Source organism: Pontibacillus sp. HN14 (assembly GCF_021129245.1).
GTDB lineage: Bacteria > Bacillota > Bacilli > Bacillales > BH030062 > Pontibacillus.
The window spans coordinates 26,573-43,526 of record NZ_JAJOLR010000004.1 but is presented as its reverse complement, the minus strand read 5'-3'; the positions used below and the strand labels follow the sequence as shown (position 1 = coordinate 43,526).

At 40.2% G+C, this 16,954-nt stretch carries 26 protein-coding genes; all 26 read right to left on the bottom strand.

The annotated features are described in order from the left end of the window. Positions 1–2: 2 nt before the first annotated feature. Complete coding sequence (locus tag LQ226_RS13610) at positions 3–605, bottom strand: phage tail protein (RefSeq protein ID WP_255688648.1); 603 nt, start codon at positions 603–605, stop codon at positions 3–5. Then, a complete protein-coding gene (locus LQ226_RS13605) occupies positions 602–907 on the bottom strand; it encodes a hypothetical protein (RefSeq protein ID WP_231418503.1) in 306 nt (101 codons plus the stop codon). The genes LQ226_RS13610 and LQ226_RS13605 overlap by 4 nt, the downstream gene beginning before the upstream one ends. Before the next feature lie 2 nt (positions 908–909). After that, on the bottom strand, positions 910–1,260 hold the full coding sequence (locus tag LQ226_RS13600; protein ID WP_231418502.1) for a hypothetical protein: 351 nt from the start codon (positions 1,258–1,260) through the stop codon (positions 910–912). 12 nt (positions 1,261–1,272) lie between these two features. Then, a complete protein-coding gene (locus LQ226_RS13595; RefSeq protein WP_231418501.1) occupies positions 1,273–2,298 on the bottom strand; it encodes a major capsid protein in 1,026 nt (341 codons plus the stop codon). A gap of 18 nt (positions 2,299–2,316) precedes the next feature. Then, entirely contained in the window at positions 2,317–2,697 is a 381-nt protein-coding gene (locus tag LQ226_RS13590) for a head decoration protein (RefSeq protein ID WP_231418500.1), read from the bottom strand. After that, positions 2,697–3,818 (bottom strand): head maturation protease, ClpP-related, encoded by a 1,122-nt coding sequence (locus LQ226_RS13585; protein WP_231418499.1) that lies wholly within the window; start codon positions 3,816–3,818, stop codon positions 2,697–2,699. Before LQ226_RS13585 ends, LQ226_RS13590 begins: the two co-directional genes overlap by 1 nt. Continuing rightward, a complete protein-coding gene (locus LQ226_RS13580) occupies positions 3,811–5,334 on the bottom strand; it encodes a phage portal protein (RefSeq protein WP_231418498.1) in 1,524 nt (507 codons plus the stop codon). The genes LQ226_RS13585 and LQ226_RS13580 overlap by 8 nt, the downstream gene beginning before the upstream one ends. A 14-nt stretch (positions 5,335–5,348) precedes the next feature. Continuing rightward, on the bottom strand, positions 5,349–5,570 hold the full coding sequence (locus LQ226_RS13575) for a DUF6148 family protein (RefSeq protein ID WP_231418497.1): 222 nt from the start codon (positions 5,568–5,570) through the stop codon (positions 5,349–5,351). Between the two features lie 51 nt (positions 5,571–5,621). Continuing rightward, positions 5,622–7,409, bottom strand: a complete 1,788-nt coding sequence (locus LQ226_RS13570) for a phage terminase large subunit family protein (protein WP_231418496.1) — start codon at positions 7,407–7,409, stop codon at positions 5,622–5,624. Continuing rightward, positions 7,390–7,977, bottom strand: a complete 588-nt coding sequence (locus LQ226_RS13565; protein ID WP_231418495.1) for a hypothetical protein — start codon at positions 7,975–7,977, stop codon at positions 7,390–7,392. The genes LQ226_RS13570 and LQ226_RS13565 overlap by 20 nt, the downstream gene beginning before the upstream one ends. Before the next feature lie 463 nt (positions 7,978–8,440). Then, positions 8,441–9,319: a hypothetical protein gene (locus LQ226_RS13560; protein WP_231418494.1), complete on the bottom strand. Its 879-nt coding sequence runs from the start codon at positions 9,317–9,319 to the stop codon at positions 8,441–8,443. A gap of 63 nt (positions 9,320–9,382) precedes the next feature. After that, positions 9,383–9,925, bottom strand: coding sequence for a tyrosine-type recombinase/integrase (locus tag LQ226_RS13555; protein ID WP_231418493.1), 543 nt, complete (start codon positions 9,923–9,925; stop codon positions 9,383–9,385). Beyond that, positions 9,922–10,374 carry an ArpU family phage packaging/lysis transcriptional regulator gene (locus LQ226_RS13550; protein WP_231418492.1) on the bottom strand — a complete coding sequence of 151 codons (453 nt, stop codon included), beginning with the start codon at positions 10,372–10,374 and terminating at the stop codon, positions 9,922–9,924. The genes LQ226_RS13555 and LQ226_RS13550 overlap by 4 nt, the downstream gene beginning before the upstream one ends. A 15-nt stretch (positions 10,375–10,389) precedes the next feature. Beyond that, the gene (locus tag LQ226_RS13545) at positions 10,390–10,578 is read right to left on the bottom strand and encodes a hypothetical protein (RefSeq protein WP_231418491.1); all 189 of its coding nucleotides are present in this window, start codon (positions 10,576–10,578) and stop codon (positions 10,390–10,392) included. Between the two features lie 292 nt (positions 10,579–10,870). After that, positions 10,871–11,059, bottom strand: coding sequence for a DUF3954 domain-containing protein (locus LQ226_RS13540; protein WP_231418490.1), 189 nt, complete (start codon positions 11,057–11,059; stop codon positions 10,871–10,873). A 202-nt stretch (positions 11,060–11,261) separates the two neighbouring features. Next, complete coding sequence (locus tag LQ226_RS13535; protein ID WP_231418489.1) at positions 11,262–11,549, bottom strand: hypothetical protein; 288 nt, start codon at positions 11,547–11,549, stop codon at positions 11,262–11,264. A gap of 150 nt (positions 11,550–11,699) precedes the next feature. Further along, positions 11,700–12,467 carry a sigma-70 family RNA polymerase sigma factor gene (locus LQ226_RS13530; protein WP_231418488.1) on the bottom strand — a complete coding sequence of 256 codons (768 nt, stop codon included), beginning with the start codon at positions 12,465–12,467 and terminating at the stop codon, positions 11,700–11,702. Between the two features lie 16 nt (positions 12,468–12,483). After that, the gene (locus LQ226_RS13525; protein WP_231418487.1) at positions 12,484–13,014 is read right to left on the bottom strand and encodes a dUTP diphosphatase; all 531 of its coding nucleotides are present in this window, start codon (positions 13,012–13,014) and stop codon (positions 12,484–12,486) included. 32 nt (positions 13,015–13,046) lie between these two features. Beyond that, positions 13,047–13,235, bottom strand: a complete 189-nt coding sequence (locus LQ226_RS13520; protein WP_231418486.1) for a hypothetical protein — start codon at positions 13,233–13,235, stop codon at positions 13,047–13,049. Positions 13,236–13,274: 39 nt separating this feature from the next. Continuing rightward, positions 13,275–13,406 carry a hypothetical protein gene (locus tag LQ226_RS21010; protein WP_255688642.1) on the bottom strand — a complete coding sequence of 44 codons (132 nt, stop codon included), beginning with the start codon at positions 13,404–13,406 and terminating at the stop codon, positions 13,275–13,277. Between the two features lie 465 nt (positions 13,407–13,871). Continuing rightward, the gene (locus LQ226_RS13515) at positions 13,872–14,108 is read right to left on the bottom strand and encodes a hypothetical protein (RefSeq protein WP_231418485.1); all 237 of its coding nucleotides are present in this window, start codon (positions 14,106–14,108) and stop codon (positions 13,872–13,874) included. Between the two features lie 6 nt (positions 14,109–14,114). Further along, positions 14,115–14,855, bottom strand: coding sequence for a hypothetical protein (locus tag LQ226_RS13510; protein WP_231418484.1), 741 nt, complete (start codon positions 14,853–14,855; stop codon positions 14,115–14,117). A 47-nt stretch (positions 14,856–14,902) separates the two neighbouring features. After that, entirely contained in the window at positions 14,903–15,247 is a 345-nt protein-coding gene (locus LQ226_RS13505; RefSeq protein ID WP_231418483.1) for a hypothetical protein, read from the bottom strand. A gap of 278 nt (positions 15,248–15,525) precedes the next feature. Next, on the bottom strand, positions 15,526–15,726 hold the full coding sequence (locus LQ226_RS13500; protein WP_231418482.1) for a hypothetical protein: 201 nt from the start codon (positions 15,724–15,726) through the stop codon (positions 15,526–15,528). Positions 15,727–15,933: 207 nt separating this feature from the next. Further along, on the bottom strand, positions 15,934–16,113 hold the full coding sequence (locus LQ226_RS13495; protein WP_231418481.1) for a hypothetical protein: 180 nt from the start codon (positions 16,111–16,113) through the stop codon (positions 15,934–15,936). 12 nt (positions 16,114–16,125) lie between these two features. Next, positions 16,126–16,953: an ATP-binding protein gene (locus LQ226_RS13490; RefSeq protein ID WP_231418480.1), complete on the bottom strand. Its 828-nt coding sequence runs from the start codon at positions 16,951–16,953 to the stop codon at positions 16,126–16,128. Position 16,954: the final 1 nt, after the last annotated feature.

Genomic DNA, 16,954 nt, shown 5'->3' with positions numbered 1-16,954 from the left:
GATTACCTCCTCAACATGCGCTCAATCTCGTGATCGATAGTGCGGTCATACATTTCTTGTGCATTTCGTCGCACTACATCCATCGTTTCTTCATTACCAACCATTTGAGGGACTGAAGGACCAAATAAGCGCCTTATAGGTAATTGCGACTGAATAACCCTTCCACCACTACGTACCGATTTGTGTTGAGCATTACCTTGACGTTGGAACACAAAATTGCCATTTCCAGCATTAGCTACAAACGCTCCAGGAATCTTTTTAAGTGACCCTTTTTCAACTCCGGCCTTAAGTGATCGAGGAGGTGTGTGATGTCTAGGTTCGCTTGGGGAAACCTTGAAATGATCTAATCCAATCAAATTACCTCGAGTGATAATACTTGCGCTAAGAGAATTGTAATTGGCACGCTTCACATTCATAGTTTCTTTGATTTTTGCAGCAGAAAGTCTATATTTCTTTCTAGTTTCTACAGACACATTTTTTTTGGCATTTGTGGCAGCACGATTTAAAGACTTAGATAAAACGTTAGGGGCTTTCTTCTCCAAAGCCCCTAATCGCCTTTCTATATTCCTTAAAGCCCTTCTGTCTGTCGCTATATCTACCCTCATGAGTCCAGCACCTCTAGTACTACTCGATAAAGGCCGTCATGCTCAACTACTGAATCAACATAATAGTCCTCTTCATCGAAAATCATTCGTTCTCCTCGATAAGGTTTAGGAATATCATTCGTTCTAATATAGAATGCCACTTTGTTCATGTAGATGCCTGGACGCTCAATCCCCTCGACCATCTCTTCTTCATCCATTACCACGGTAAAAAACTCTCCGTTAATATTAGTCTCAATTCCAAATTCATCTATATCCATGAAAATACTAATATCACTCTCTAACATTTCACGAAAGGCTGACATTGTTACTCATCCTCATCTTCGAAAGTGGCAAGGACTTCTTCAGCTTTTCCTTCTTCTTGAATACGATCTACTAGCTTATCAAAACCGATATTCCCATTGAACGTGATACCAGCTTCGGTTGCAGCATCCTTTAAATCTGAGAGTTCTATGCCCTCAAACGATAGCTCTTTAGGATGATTTTCAGTTTTGTCATCTTCGGGAATAGAGGGTGCATAAGTAAAAACAGCGTCCCCTTCTTTGACGAGACGCTGTTCTTCTGCTTTATTTAATCCATTTATTACATCGCCTGATTCATAAGTTTCAAGCCTGCCTTCTCTACGAGTGGAGATGCGAGTCTTTGCAGTAATAGCCATATTAAACCCTCCTTACTTAACTTTAGCCACATACCAGCTGTCTACATCCACCGGTACAGGTAACGGGCGAGCAGATAAACGCATCATGCGAACTTCGTTTTTGTTATCAATCCACGATTTAGGAACTCGAGTCCCTTCGATCGTCACAAAACTATTATCTTCAATTTGAGTTACAGCACCATAAAGACGTTTATTCATCCCTCGTGAACCAAGCAACACATGCCCCACTGGCACCATTGGTTGTTCTTCATCATTTTCATCCAGATACCATTCATCATAACTGTAAATTTCAATCCCCAATGAAGAAAGGCGCCCGATAAAGGTAACGGCTTCATTTTGAATAGAAGGTTCAATAGCTCCTACGTTTAAACGCTGTAAATCCATTAACTCTCTAACATCTTTATCAGCTAAGAAGTCATCCACAACGCTTGATTCCATAATGCAAACGTTTGGAGCTTTCCCGGTCTTTTGGATGACTTGAAGACGCCAGCGTTTTAAATCGGCTAACTTCTCGGATGTACCTTCATTCCACTTAGAACCTGTCGATAGCGTTTCTTTATTTGTGAAATTATAATCGACCTCTTGTTCGATACCATCCCCAACCATAAGGACTTTCCCACCGAAGAGAACTTCTCGACACATCCACTCTTCACGTCGCGTAATCAAATCATCTAGATCCATAATGTCTGTAGCCATTAATTCTACAGCTCTTTGGGCTGGCGTCTTTGCACTATACAGACCTTCCCCCATACTGCGACGTGTAATGTCGTCACTTGTCATTACACGTTCAGGGGCAATCTTTGGCACCGCATAGGTATAAGTTTGGAATCCTTGGCGTTCTACTACTTTACCGCCTACACGCGGTGATACGAAAGGTGCCATTTTACGTTTACCCTTCTTAAAATCTACATCCACTTTTTCCGTTACCTTTGTCTCAAAGTTTGGAAAGAACGTGTCCATTAAGAATGTTCGAGCCGGCTTCATCTGAGAGATGGCGCTCAACATTGTACGAGTGCTATAAATATCTACTGGTGGCATTTTGTTTCCCCCTCAAATTTAATAAGAAATAACATCTTTTACATACAAACCGCGTTCACGCATTGTAATTTTGTGGTCATCAATGGCATCCTCATCTGCAAATGCTAGTTCATTAACATTGAACAACCCTGTAATATATCCTGGTGTTACTTTTACTTCGCCAGTGGTATCCACGGTTTCTGCCAATACAGCATAGGCTTTCTCAGAACCATCAGTCTTACTTTTATCTACAAGTACTCCTTCTCCGCTGGCTGTCACAACTCCAATGACTGTACCACGTTTTAAAACCCCTTGATCCGCAGATAGCGTAATACCTTCTGCAATCAAAGGGATTTGATTACCCGCAATAAGACGGTCTGGTGAATATTCATCTGTTTTCGTGTATAGTTGTTCTGGCATTATTCTCTACCTCCTCGAATTGAATTGACTACATCAGCAATAGAAGTTGCAGCAGTTTCTTGGTCCTGTTGTTGATCTCCGCTACCTTCTGGAGCAGCAGAACCTTGTACAGAATCTAATTCTTGTGCATCATCGCGACTATTATTTAAAAACGTCGTCCCTTGTTCCTTCTGGGCTCTTACGATTTGAATAGCCAGGTCAGCAGCTGTTGTTTCCTTATTTTCAAATTTAGCTGTATGGATGAGGTTTTGACTTCCTGGTATATCTAAGTCCTCAATATCCTTAATGCGCGTATTTTCTGCTTTGACCCCCTCGTCATAACCTTCTGCTTTCACTTTTTTAAAGAGTTCAGGGTGATCATTCTTTAGTTTTTCTAAATCCATATCTTCTTCCGCTCCTTTCACACTCGTTTGGTTACTTGCCATGGGAGTATTTTGTGGCAGAACAACTCCACCTTCGTTTCCACCACTTGCACCAGTTTTCGGTGTGCTGTTTGCCTGCTCCATAGTCTCGTTAGCAAACTCATTCCGAATTTTCTCGATTACTTGCTCGGGCAACGTATCTGCATAGGAAGCACTTGCTGAAGCCCCTACTTGCTTTTCGAACATTACTTCGTCAATCAATTTATGCTCAAGTGCTTGTTGAGCTGTCATCCAAGTTTCATCATCCATCATAGATAGTAACTCTTTATCCGACTTTCCACTCTTTAGCTTATAAGCATTTGCGATGGTCTTATTGACATTTTGAAGAAAATTCGAAGATCGATCCATATCCCTATAATCTCCTCGACTGACAGAAGATGCATTGTGAATCATCATCTGTGCTGTAGGTGACATTGATATTTTATTCCCAGCCATTGCAATAACTGACGCAGCACTAGCTGCTATCCCCACAATATTTACTTGTACATTACCTTTGTGATTTTTCAATGCGGTGTAGATTTCAGAAGCATCAAATACTGAACCGCCACCACTATTAATCTCTACCTCTAAGTCTCGATTTTGGGATTTAGAAAGCTCATCTGACACTTTCTTAGGACTTGTAGCCTCCATGTCAAATAAGTCATAAATCCACTGGTGACTGTTTGGGATGATTGGTCCCTTAATTAGAACTTTAGGCATTGTCTAGCCCCCCTTCTTTCCTAGCTTTTTCTTCAACTTCTCTTAATGAATTATTTCTGAAGAAATCTCCATTCCCGAGTTCTACCGTTTCTCTCGTCCGAGTGCTGAACCCTTGATTGACTCGTTCGGTAGCTGCTTTCACCTCCTTCAAAGGATCTAACTGCCCTTGAGAAGGTCCATTCCATTCAGCGTTTGCGTAAGCTTTTCTTGCAACTGGATCACTAAAGAAGCCTGGTGCATCAATTCTTCCTTTAGCTACACCCTCAGCTAAAAACTCCTCATAGATCGGCTGACAAAAATCACTCGCCATCCATGCTCTACGCATTTTAAACATCTTCCATGCCTCTAATAGCGCTCCTCTACTGGCTGAGTATGAGGCTGTAAAGTGTTTCAATAACAATTCATAAGGGATTTCAAGCGCAGCTCCTACTTGTCTACAGATAGAGGTAACAAAGCCATCAAACGCAGGGTTAGGTCTCCCGGGATTCGCAACTTCCACTGATTGATTTTCATCAAGTTCAACGACCGAACCGTTCCCTAATTCATATGAACCTTCATCTTGTTCATCAATTTCTTCGTCGTCGTAATCGTACATCTGTCCTAAGTTCCCCTCTTCACCGCCTTCTGTTTTGACGAATACGGTGTACATCCCACTAACAACTGCTGCCATCAACTCTGCTTCAGAATAACGACTTAATTGTTTAAGTGATTCTATGACGGGAGCGAGAACTGGAACGCCTCTTCTTTGCTCCGGTCGTTCAGTTTCCATCAAATGAATGATATTTGGGCGCCCTGTTTTCGAACCATACTTCCTAATTCGTCTCCAATCATTTTTTGAGAGCGAAGTAGAGTTAGGATGTTGCTGCGCAATATGATAAGCTACCACTTCTCCTCTGCTGTTCACTTCAACTCCGTTGACGATCTTATTGTCCATGTCCATTTTCTTATCTTCTGGCGTACAAATCCGATCAGATTCTAATACTTGCACGCGCAAATCATATGGCATATTGGGTCGTTCGATATATGGTAGTAAAGCAAAGCTATCGCCTGACATTAACTGCGATAGAAAAGCTAATTGTTGGAGTTCATAAAAGTTATTCATACGTTGAGCATCGCAATGAACCGACTCAGCCCATAGTTCAAATTCTCGTTCTACTTGCGTTTGCCAACGGTCCGCTTCTTCTAAAGTCATGCCTAAATATTCATAATCTATTTGAGAGTTTAGTTTTAATCCACTCCCAATAACGTTAGTCCGCATTGTCTTTAATGCGCCCGTAGCCAAAGGAGAACCCATATATAAATCACGCGATCGCTCTCTTAAAGTAGGTATGTGCTTTTCAATATCTTCAAGAACTGAGCCTGAGCGAGTCAGCCATCCGACTAAACTTTTCTTTTTAGTACTAGCTCCATGGTGACTATAACCTTGATTCAGTACTTCCATTCGTTTTCTAGCCCCTGCTCTTTCCAAGGCTTTTTGGGGAGCTACAAAAGCAATTGCTCGATCAAAGAAGTTCAACAGTGTTCACCTCCCTACCAATCTCTCGGAACAGCTCGTCGTACACGTCGCCGTCCACCTTCTAATCTCCCAATTTCTTTTCTCCAATAATTAATTTGTTTACGGATCTCTGGGAGATCTGCTCTTTGAATCTGTCTGTTACCGATCCGATAGGACTGGCCAGTGGCTACTTTATCTTCTGCATCAAGCCATATCTTCAATTTTCTCTTGGCCTCTTCTAATGTGATGCCAGGCATAGAAACACCTCATTCCATAAAAAATAGCCCGTTGCATCGCAACTAGGCTTCTTACATCCCACGAGACGATCTGCGTCGCCTCTTTCTTTTTCGTTTCTTAGGTTGACTCATTAGCGTTTGATTATCTAGGTCCGGGTTAAGAATTTCGAGAGCTGCTGTGTTATAAACTCGCAAGTCTATCGGTTCATTCCTCTCTCGTACCTTTTGCCATACTTGATAGGGTACACCTTGCTTATATCTAGTTACTAACTTTTCAGCAGTTAACCCCTTAAAATAGTTAGCGCCGTAACCATTACCTATGGGAAAGTGACAGTATCCAGGTCCTTGGTTTTCCACCTGCAGACGGGACATTACTTTTGCTTTTCCTTCGTCAACACCTATTCTAAACAAGTTAACCTTTTCTCTCTGGCGTTTTGAAACACCAATAAGTAATGGTTTATGCTCGCCTCCATTACCACCTTCACCTTTAATAGGGAAGATTCTTCTTACCTTCCTCGGTGCACAGAAACGATATACTTCAGATGTGAAGTGACCTCCACTATCAACGCAGGTGCAGGCAATGCTATATCGATTTCCTTCGACATTCTCCCAAGTTCGACTAAGGTATTCATCAAGGTCATCCCAGATGACCTGTTGTTTCAAGTCTCCATATATAGTGTGATAGTGAATGCCCCATGATTCTTTACCGGATCCCCACCCCACAACTTCTATTTCAAATCGATCATCTTGAACATCGACCGCAGCTGTTAGAAGCTTAACTCCATACGGAATACTTGCTTCGTAATGTTCGCTTCGAGCCAGCAATTCATCTTCTTCAACTTGCTCCCCATCTTCTTCCCATGTCTCACCAAGCGAGGTATTCACCCAAACCTTCATAGCTTCAGGACCATTCTTCTTAGCAGTCTTAAAATCATCGATAATCTTCTGCCATGGGCTCCACGGCGATACCAATTCATTCAAATGGAAACCTCTTGTGGGCGAATCAGGATTTTCTGCTATCCATTTCCCGTGCTGATTTTTCCACTCATATTCATTATGAAGTGATCCGCAATATTTACATGCGTGGGAAACAGATTCAAAACTTATTTGAGCCCACCTTAAAGGCTGATACTCGTCACATGAAGGGCATGGTAAATTCCAATGCTCCTGGGTGCTCAGTTCAAATTCCTTTTCTATTCTCGATACACCTTTATTCGTTGGTGTGGAAACAAAGATCTTCTTAGCATTATAGAAGTTGTTAGTACGCTTTTCGGCAAGTGATAAAGGGTCCCCTTCAGAACCAGCACTGACCGGAAAACGGTCCACTTCGTCAGCCAGAAGGATACGAATGGGGCGAGAGGCAAGACCACTTGGTGCATTAGCTCCACCTAAAGCTATATATCCACCGGGAAAAGCTTTCTGCAAAGTGGTATTACCGCCGTCCCTCGTCTTAGAATCTGCTACCTTCTTCCGTAATACAGGTGTATCACGAATCATAGGAGCTAGACGTTCTTTAGAAAAAGCCTTCGCCTTATCTTCAGTCGGTTGAATTAGGAGAATTGGTGCTGGGTCGAAATCTACATGATATCCAACCGTATTTAATAACAATTCACTTTTCCCAACTTGAGCACTGGACATAACTACAATCTTTTTTAGTTCTGGGTCATTAACTGAATCCATAATTTCTCGTTGATATGGAGCTCGATCAGTACGCCACTGTCCCGGCTCAGCTGAAGCTTCACTAGAAAGTTTTCTAAACTGATCGGCCCATTCTGAAACCGTTAAATCAGGAGGTGGAGGGAGAATGTCTTTAATTAAAGAGGAAATAAGTTTTTCAGTGCTATTCTTCCGTCTGGCCATCGTTCTTTAGCTCTTCTCCTTCATCAACTTCTTCCTCTTGATCTTCCTCATCCTCTATATATAGCTTGTCCCTGCTCTCATCGTAAAAGACATGAGGATCATATTCAGCTAACTCCTCCAACGCTTCAAATATCCCCTGTTTCAATTTTTCTTTGATAGGAGGAATTTCGGTTAATCCAATCACTTGAGGAGCATACTTGGATGGGAATGATAGCAAACGACCTCTAAAGGAAGCCAACATATCACTTATTACTCTCCTTACATCATCTCCCCTGTGAACTTCCCCCTTCATGATCTTTAGCTCTAGTTCAGTTTTTTCTCGTTTAGCTCTGGTCCACATAGCTTCTTCTACGTATTTATCTATTTCTTCATCCGATCGCTCTCTCTCCATTTGAAATTCCAAGTAAGCATTAATGGACGAAGGAAGGTCAAACTTGCCATGCGAAACGCGAACTAGCGCATTTTCCTTGGCTAACTGCTGAATTCTACGTGTTGAAACACCTAGGATTTCGCTAATTTCTTTAGTAGTTACTTCATATTTACTTTCGCTTGAATCCTTACCAGCCATGGCTTCGACCCACCTCCTACGATTATTTCCCAGAATCACCGGGAGCGAAAACGAAACGACCTTTGAGTCCCTGAAACTGGGCCATTTTCGCGCTCGAACGCACCCGCATACGTTCGGTTTCTCCAGAAGGACCCAAAACTTCTATGTGCATTAAAAAACCCGCTCAACATCAGTGTTGACGCGGGTTCCCAAGTTATCGGTCTGTTTGATTTAATTTTCTATACTATTAATATAACGCATTAAAACACGAACAACCTGCCCTTATTCTGCCAACAGTCTGCCAATATTATCTAATTACCCATATCTTATATACTGAATCATTCACCCAAAGGCTGAAAGCCTTGATAAATATGTTTTATTTGCACATTTATTATTGAATTACACAACTCTATATTTAAGTATCATTCAAAGGCAGACATTTATTGTCCAATAAAAAATACGCTTCTGATAAGCGTATTTATATCTACCTATATTCTTCATTTTCTCTTTTAGTTAGTATGAAGGTGTAGTAAGCCAAATAGACAAATAGAAATATAAGCTCGCTAAAGAAAAGAGATAATAATAAGGACTTAGTATTTTGATCATCATAAATTCCTACTGGATAAGGCAACAATGTAATAGGGTAGGCCACCCCCACTGCGCATGCATAAACCAAAACAAGCAATCCCATCCAAAGGCCCTTGGGTTTACCAAACTCGCCAAGCAGCTTCTTCTGTTCATCTCTTCTTAATCTTAGAACTTTCAATTCATATTCCATATTTGCTTTGTTGTTAGCTTTTTGTTTATAGTCCTCTGTGGCAGAGTTAGGCATTATTACATCATGGGCTTCCAATAGACGCTTCATAGGATCATGACTCTCTACTTGGGCTCTCCATACAAAAAGCATTTCATACCAATTTCTTCGGTTTGGGAATTCAAACTTGTACTTCTTAAAAAAATGATTAAATTCTACTTCCGGATGCTCGCTTTCTATATTCTGTTGGGATCTCTTGTAAAAATCATTCCATACACTATACAATTCATTTACATATGGCTTCAATTCTTCGTATCCCCTGTATTGATAGTGCTCTTCTAAAATCGCTTCAAAGTCCTGTTCGGAAATTAATCTTTTGTAATGTTCTTGAATAAAATCTTCAGCATCTAAATCAAGAAGTTGCTTATCAATAGTTGTTAACAACTGCTTTTTAGCTTGAATATCTTTACTTATCTCACGTACCTTCCTCAAAATACCCGACTGCTCACTGGATAAAGTTAAAACTCTACTTACTAGAAATCCACCTATAATTGCGACTAAAGCTGCAGTGGAGGTCGCAATAGTAGTTATTAATACTTCCATTTTCATATAACCACCCAAACTTTTTTATTCTTTATCTAATTCCTGAATACTACCCACTTAACCTCTTTTTTAAATTTTGAATTTAGACATGGCTTTATCTAGTGTGTCTTGATTTATTCCTATATAGATTAAAGTAATTTTTTCAGAGCTATGATTAAACAGCTCTTGAAGCATTGCTGTGTTCTTAGTTTGTAAATAAAAATGATATCCAAATGTTTTGCGCAAGGTATGTGTCCCGATCTCTTTTAAACCAAATTGATCAGCAGCATCTCTCAGTATCTTATAAGCCATACTACGCCCTATAGCTTTGTTGCCTCCTTTCCTGCTCTTAAACAAATATTCATTAGGGGCTTTGTCTGCTATATACCATTTTAATTCACGTCTTAGCTGGGGAGTAATCCTTATTTTTTTTCGTTTCTTTGTCTTTTTTTCACGTAAATTGATATGCATCCCCTCAACATCTTTTACCTTTAGCTGGAGAATGTCTGAAATCCTTAGACCCGTGTTAATCCCAATTACAAAGAGCATGTAGTTACGTTCGCTTTTCTCGAGCAAGTAGTCTTTGACCTGATTAATCATTATAGGATCCCTTATAGGTTGAACAAAATTCATTGCTTCTCCACCTCCTCATAAACCGCAACTTTTAAAATGAAGGCTAATTTGTAAAAAGCATCACCCTTTATCCTGTAATAGGTGCGTTCGCTAAAGCCCAGATCGTTATAGGTTTCATAATCAAACACATCATCTTCTTGCATGTATCTCTTAGTGATTACTGCGCTTTCTTTTCTGTTAAGACGTTTCAAGGCTCTTTCAATCCGCCTCATATAGACATCTCTTTCAGCTTCTTTATCAATCTTTTCAACTGCAGCTTCTTCCGTTTTGGAGTGACTGCCAAAACCGGAGCTCGATGGAACCTCTTTAAAAGAAGATGTAATTTTCGTGGATGCGTCCAATGGCTCCATGAGCTTATACATTCGGTACTTTTCTAGAGCAGCTTCCACTCTTTCTTTAGTTTTGGGACGATTAATCTTTGGTAATTCAAAACTAATTTGCTTGGCCATTACAACCACACTCCTTTATTTTTGCTTATAAGCTCCACCAGGTCCACGTTTATAAGTAGGACGATTCATACCCATGAGACTTTCAATCTCACTCCTAGAATAGGATTCACTGTTGTCCTTTTTTGATTTTTTCTTAGGTGAAGGAGATTTAATGCCATGTTTCTTTTTATACTTTTTTAACTGGTCCCTTAATTGATCAGACATAGAGTTACTCCCTTCCAAATATTTAAAAAAGGACACAGATCAAGAGCCTAGTGCTCTTGATCTGTGTCCTGCGTTCTTCGCTCAGACATATTTATTCAACCAAAGGTCTTGCTTTAATAATTTCCATAGCCTGTACTTCTGTAAATCCTGCTAACACCAAATCTTAATATTTCTTTTTTTTATAGCTTTGCATCGTGCTCAGATTTTGCAATTAATATATCCAAAGAATTAATGAATTGATCTAAGGCCATTTCCATTTCAATTTTTGAATATTTTCCATTTGGCTGGTCCATTATATAACCTCCTGCCCATTCAAACGCTGTCGTTGAGTTCTAACCACATCAACCACTTTTCCGTCCTTCCAAACAACTTCATCTGAGCCAAACGGCTTCGCGCTTACTTTTGTAATCTGACCATCTCTTACCACATACATTGCGTTTTCAGAAAGATCTATTGTTGTTTCCATTTTAATTTGTCCCACAAAGCAGACCCCCGATATGATAGAATAGTAGTTGGCAAGCACTATGCTAAGAGTCAGGGTCCGCCCTGGCTTTTTTTATTTACTCAAATTCTTCATGTACGACATAAAAACCACAACACTGGATGACCTCAATCTTCAGTGACCACCATTCTTTCCCGCAGCAACTACAAAAATATTTGATCATCTTGAACGCTTCCTTCCATTACTGACGGGTCTTCCCTCTGCTCGTTAGTCTAGTTGGCTTATACTTATAGTCATATTGTTTCAGCTGTACAAGGGCCAATTGATTGTGCAGTGTAATATTCCGTTTCCAAACTCTCAATTCCTCAATCTGTTCGTGACTTTTTTCCTTAGTTTTCGTGTGTAACTTAGCAATATATTTAACTTTTGACCTGAGGTGTTCTGAAAACTTTAAGCAGACGGCTTTAAATACATTAGCAATTTTCTTCCCAAATTCTTTTATTGCATTAAATAGCTCTTCATTAACCAAAATTATGCCCCCTTAACTGTTTTTTACTTTATCAGCGAGGATTTCTTCAAAGCATTTCTCGCAAAGATGACAAGACCAATGAGTTGCATCTTTTTTCTTACACTCAACGCATTTATTCATGTTCTCTCCCCTCCGATCTGCTTAAAATGCTCAATGTACTTCCAAAGCGACCTCTTGACCTCTTATGTCTGTTTCACTTAGGAGCTGCTTTGCCTTGGCAAGATTTCCTTGAGCCACCTCATTAACTTCCTTATAATACTTCACGTATTTCTTTTTCACCCTATTGATTACTATCTCCGGCCATCCTCGTGACTTATTATATTTATCGCCAATTTCATAGACTGTTCGTGACTCCATCTTCATGAGCAAAACGTCTTTTTCTAAATCAGTTAGTGTTTCAAGGAAGTCATTTACGACTACCACAGATTCGTCGAAACTATCGCCTACAAGGAAATCCCCTAACGTAGTGTCCCCTTCTTCATTGATAGGCGTTTCAGTCGAAATTCTTGGCATCAAATACTGTTTGGCCAATTCAGCGTGTTCCAATTTCACTTCGAAATGTTTTGCGGTTTCCTCAGCATTTTTTTCTACCATATCCTCGGCTTTAATTTTACGAACAAGCTGATCTTGTAGAGCCGGCAAATGGATGAGCCCGGAATTTTTTCTGATCTCCGCGTCTATTTGCCCCATCATCTTTGTGCCAGCATAAGTGAGAAACTTGTACCCTTTTTCTGCATCGAAACTATCAAATGCTTTCATAACTCCAATACATGCGCAGCTATATAAATCATCTGGTGTAAAGCCTGCTCCTTTTCCTCTAGCAATGTACTTTTTTACCTGTTTCCAAATAAACTTACGATGCTTCCGAATTAAGTCTTCTGCCGTTACCCACTCGCCATCAACGTAACGTTCATTCATGAGTTCCACCTCTCGATCAGTAGCCGTTAAGCTGTCGCTGGTGATTGATGTTGTTCTTCTTATAGTACGCTTCCTCTACTTCTTCCCAGGAGAATCCTAAAAACTTACTAGCGATACCTACATAAACCTGAAAGGCCTCCCGGAGGATTTCTTGTAGGTCTTCTAAGAAAATAGAAGCTGGCAAATTAACGTCTTTTAAAACATACAGGCTTGAAATTTCACTTAGTACGCTTAACAACGTTTCCGTTAAGTTTGCTTCCGTAAAATCATCCCAAACCATTAAGCTACTTGGCTCCATTTTCAAATCAATTGCTAAGCTTAAAAAGAAATGAATCCCATCCACGTATTCTTCTAGTTGTATTTCAGGTTCGCTCGGTTCTTTGCTCGACCAAAATTTAAAGCAGCGAGTCTCATTAGCTAATTCTGCAATTTCTACTTGAAGAGCGAGGACTTTTTGGTTAAACAAGTCCTGCTCTTCCAATCCTTTTTCAAGAACAACATGAGAATCTAAACCGCCCTGGACCTCCATTAACTTATCTAAATTCATTCGTTTACCCCTCTCCCAATTCAACTGAACTATCATTTTGTTTCGTTCAACTTACCCACAAACTCCAGAAGAGCCTTTTTGGACAACATTTCAACATGAGAATTTCCCTCTTCATCTTTTCTTTCGGGTATTGCATATAAAATGTCCTCACCTTTACCTTCCAACAGTACGTGTTCCTCACCCCAACGATCTTGCCACTTAGCTATAATTGGCTCACTCATGCTGACCCTCCTTGTTTCGCATAATCTTCGTGATCCGTCTTAATATCCCCCAGTAGAAAGTGCAATGAATGGCTTACCTTCCCAATACATTTCAATCACTTCACGAACCGTTATAAGCTCCTCGCTGCCCTCACTTTCACGTACCTTGTAATCAAGAGGAACAACTTCCATATCCTCATATCCATGTAATTCATCATCTTCAAGTCCAGTTTGTTTTTGGTAAAATTCAATAGCTTCATCAAGAGAATAAGCAGCTACAGCATCACTTTCACAAACTTGGAATACCTTAACGTCCTACAATCCTTTTTCATCAGATACTTTAAGCTCTTTCATCAATATCTCTCCTTTTAATTTGTAGTACTTCATGTGTCTGGTCCGTCCTTCCTTTTAGCTTTGCTATGAATAATTCCAATCGCCTAAAATCAAATTTACTTTTAAAAGTGTGTTACGACTCTCTCTGAAAATCGACAAGTTAGACTTTAAGGGGAGATGTTTACATGAAATTTTCACTATCTTTTAATGCCGATTTGGAAATCAAGGTGGTTAAACACGAATGGTTGATCTTAGTTATCGAGTTTATTGTCCAGATGCTGAGCCTCTTATAACGCTCAGCTTCTTATCTATTACACACAATCGCTACTTTGTTTCTTTCTGGAGCTTCTTTGCTCCCTCTTCCCATCCGGTCATTTTCATTTGACCAAACCACTTTCTGTACTCAGCTAACTCTTCCTTAAGCCTTTCATTCTCTTGCTTTAGTTGTGGCTTAGATTTGCATGTAGAGTGTTTAAGACTATCGTTGTACCAAGTCTGTTCATCCTCATATACAAGCCAACCACACACGTAGCAATCACCAACTATGCACCCACTCGCCATAATCTATTAGAATGACGCCTCTGGCTCTTCTTCTGGGTAAACATCGTCATGTATCATTTCTTCATCGACAATGATCTTGGTGTTATTCTGATTCATTTTCATTAGTAGAACTTCAAACTCATCAAGGCGTTTTAGAGAACTCAGATCATGAGGTGTTTTATAGTCAATCGTCCATTCCTCTTTATCGAATTTCTCCCAACGATGTACAGGGAATTGAATATTCAATGTTTCATCATGCTCACACTCAAAAGTAATCATCCCGTTTTGAAAAGAACTCCAAGAGCGATCTTCCATAAATTCGACTTGTACTGAAACAGCTACAGGTTCATAACTAGGCTCATCATCGAGATCAACTTCCAAATCATCTGTATCAACGTTATGTGCTACGTACTCTTTCCATTGCTCAAAGAGTTCCGTGATCTTTGTGACTTTTTCGGTCTCTGGACTCATAAGGTTTTTAAAGTTATCAAGCAATTGCTTATTATCCAGTGAAGAGCTTTTCAGTACATCCACTAAAACTGCATCAAGTTTTGTTACATACTGGCTGTAATCGTATTTTTCAAGATAAGGAACCATAACTGATTTAAGTTGCTGTTCAATTACTTTGTTCGCATCACCGAAGAGTCCGAATAAATCTTTTAGTGCCTTCTTAATTCCTTCTTCCACTTGCTCCTCGATTAGCTTTTCAACCGTACCGTCAGATAATTTCTTAGCAATAGCATCTTTAACGCTGCTTTCTAAATTCATTAATAATTCCTCCTTTTTTGAATTACACACAATGCTTACTCTGTTGCTTACAAATACTCAGTTACACTTTCTGGACGAAAATCTGAATGTAACCAAATCTTCAAACCAACAGGCTGATCAGAGTCCCTAAACTTCTTTAACTGATCGGTAGCTTCCAGCCAAGTAAGATCATTAAAGTCCCAAATAGCTACAGCATACTTACACCATAAATCTAGTTTTCTTTGAAACTCTTCCCCTTCAGGACGCATGCCTAGCTCCAAGGGTCCTTTAACATCTTCGGGAATATAGGCCTTAACCTCAAAGTATTTCAACTGATCAAAGTAGCTTCGTTGTACATTTATTTTAGATTCATCGAATTGGTAGATTAGATCTTCTAATGTGATCTGACTCATTCTATTACCCTCCATCCGTTCTTCCTGCGACTTAGGAGTTCGTACTTGTGCAATGGTTCGTACCTATGCACCATCTGGTAGTTTTCACGCCTGGACAACAAGTACCACTTACGTTTCCGTTTACCCATCTTTTCTTCCAGTCCTTTTGTTCCTGACTAATGAATAATTTGCGCTCTTTGCTTGCTTTCGATCTTCTAGATCACATTTTGCTCCGATTCGCTTTTTCTCTAACTCCTGGTGACTGAGCATATAAGTGGTAACTTCTCCCCTATGCATCTTCACGAATTCACCCCGCTATTAGCAAAGCGATATTTCTTACTAGCGTGCAGATCTTCTAATTCGTAGAGCGATAAATCTTTAATAGACTTACCTGCCGCTGAGGTTTCTACATCCATATCAAGTAGCACACCAATTAAAAATTGTCTCCGTCTTGAAGCATTAACTGCTTTTCTTAACTGGTTTTCTTCCCCATTCGTCACCTATAGCACCTCCGTGTCTCCAAGAAACGAGACCTTCTGTTGTTTGATCCAGTGTCAATGCCAGCACATCTTTTTGTGATCGCTTCAACATCTTGGCTATCGCCATAAAACTGTAGCCCTGATCCCAATACTCTCGAAATCTCTTAACCTCAGATTCTTTCCAATCCAAATTACATTTAGTAAGAGCGATGTAAAGCCGATCCTTGCTCATGCCGAATGCTTCTCCTTATTCCTGGCCTCTGCCTCGTCCAGTTGCTTGTAAAGTTCAGCAAACTCCTTTTCATGCTCCTCCTGAGGTTGCTCCCCGCATTGTGGACATGGTTCAAAAAAGTAGCCGTGTTCTACTGGTGTATGAACCACGTAATCTCCTCCGCAAATTGTGCACATAACCTTACCTCCCTAAAATAATTCTTCGCGACGATCTCGCCCTTCTACCATTATCCGTTTAGCTCCAGCTACCATTCTTGATGTAATACGACCGCCCTGTATTGATCCGTACTTTTTCACCATTTCCGGTGCAGAGTAGTTAGTCGTATAGATGGTGGGCTTGTCTTCCCTTAGGTCCGTAACTTTAAGGATTTTCTCAGAAGCCCAGGACTCAAACTCATCTTTTTTGTTCAAGTACTCAGCCCCTATTTCATCGAAAACAAGAAGGTCCAGTTGCTCAATCATTTCGAAAATCTTACTCTCCGTGAGGTCAGATTTTTTATCGAAAGTGGACTTTATGAGTGATAAAAAGTCATCTGCCGCAATATACATAACACTATAACCGCGTCTTCTGATTTCGGAGGAAGCAGCGTAAGCTAAATGGCTTTTACCTAGACCCATTGGCCCTTTCAGGACAAGCGAATGATGATCTGTCTTTCCAAAATTACGAACATAATCAACAATTGCTTCCTTCATCGCTTTTTCCGAATCATTTTCTGGTACATATTTGGCAACTGTCTTCCCGATCAATTTCCTTGGCACCTTTTGATACTTTTCGCCAAAGCGCTTTATTTTTTCAATTTTGATATCCTCAGCCTTAGGAGCTTTAGATTTAAGCTTTTGAGTATCGCAAGCCAAGCAGAGCGATTCTTCATGAACAACTCCATCTCGATCTGTTCGTTCCATAACGGGTACTTGAGCCTGGCATGACTCACATGTTCTTGTTCCGATCTGCTGAATCCGTCCGATATTTAAGCGCTCCATGTTTCGTTTTAATCCGGCTGCAGTTCCGTTCATCATT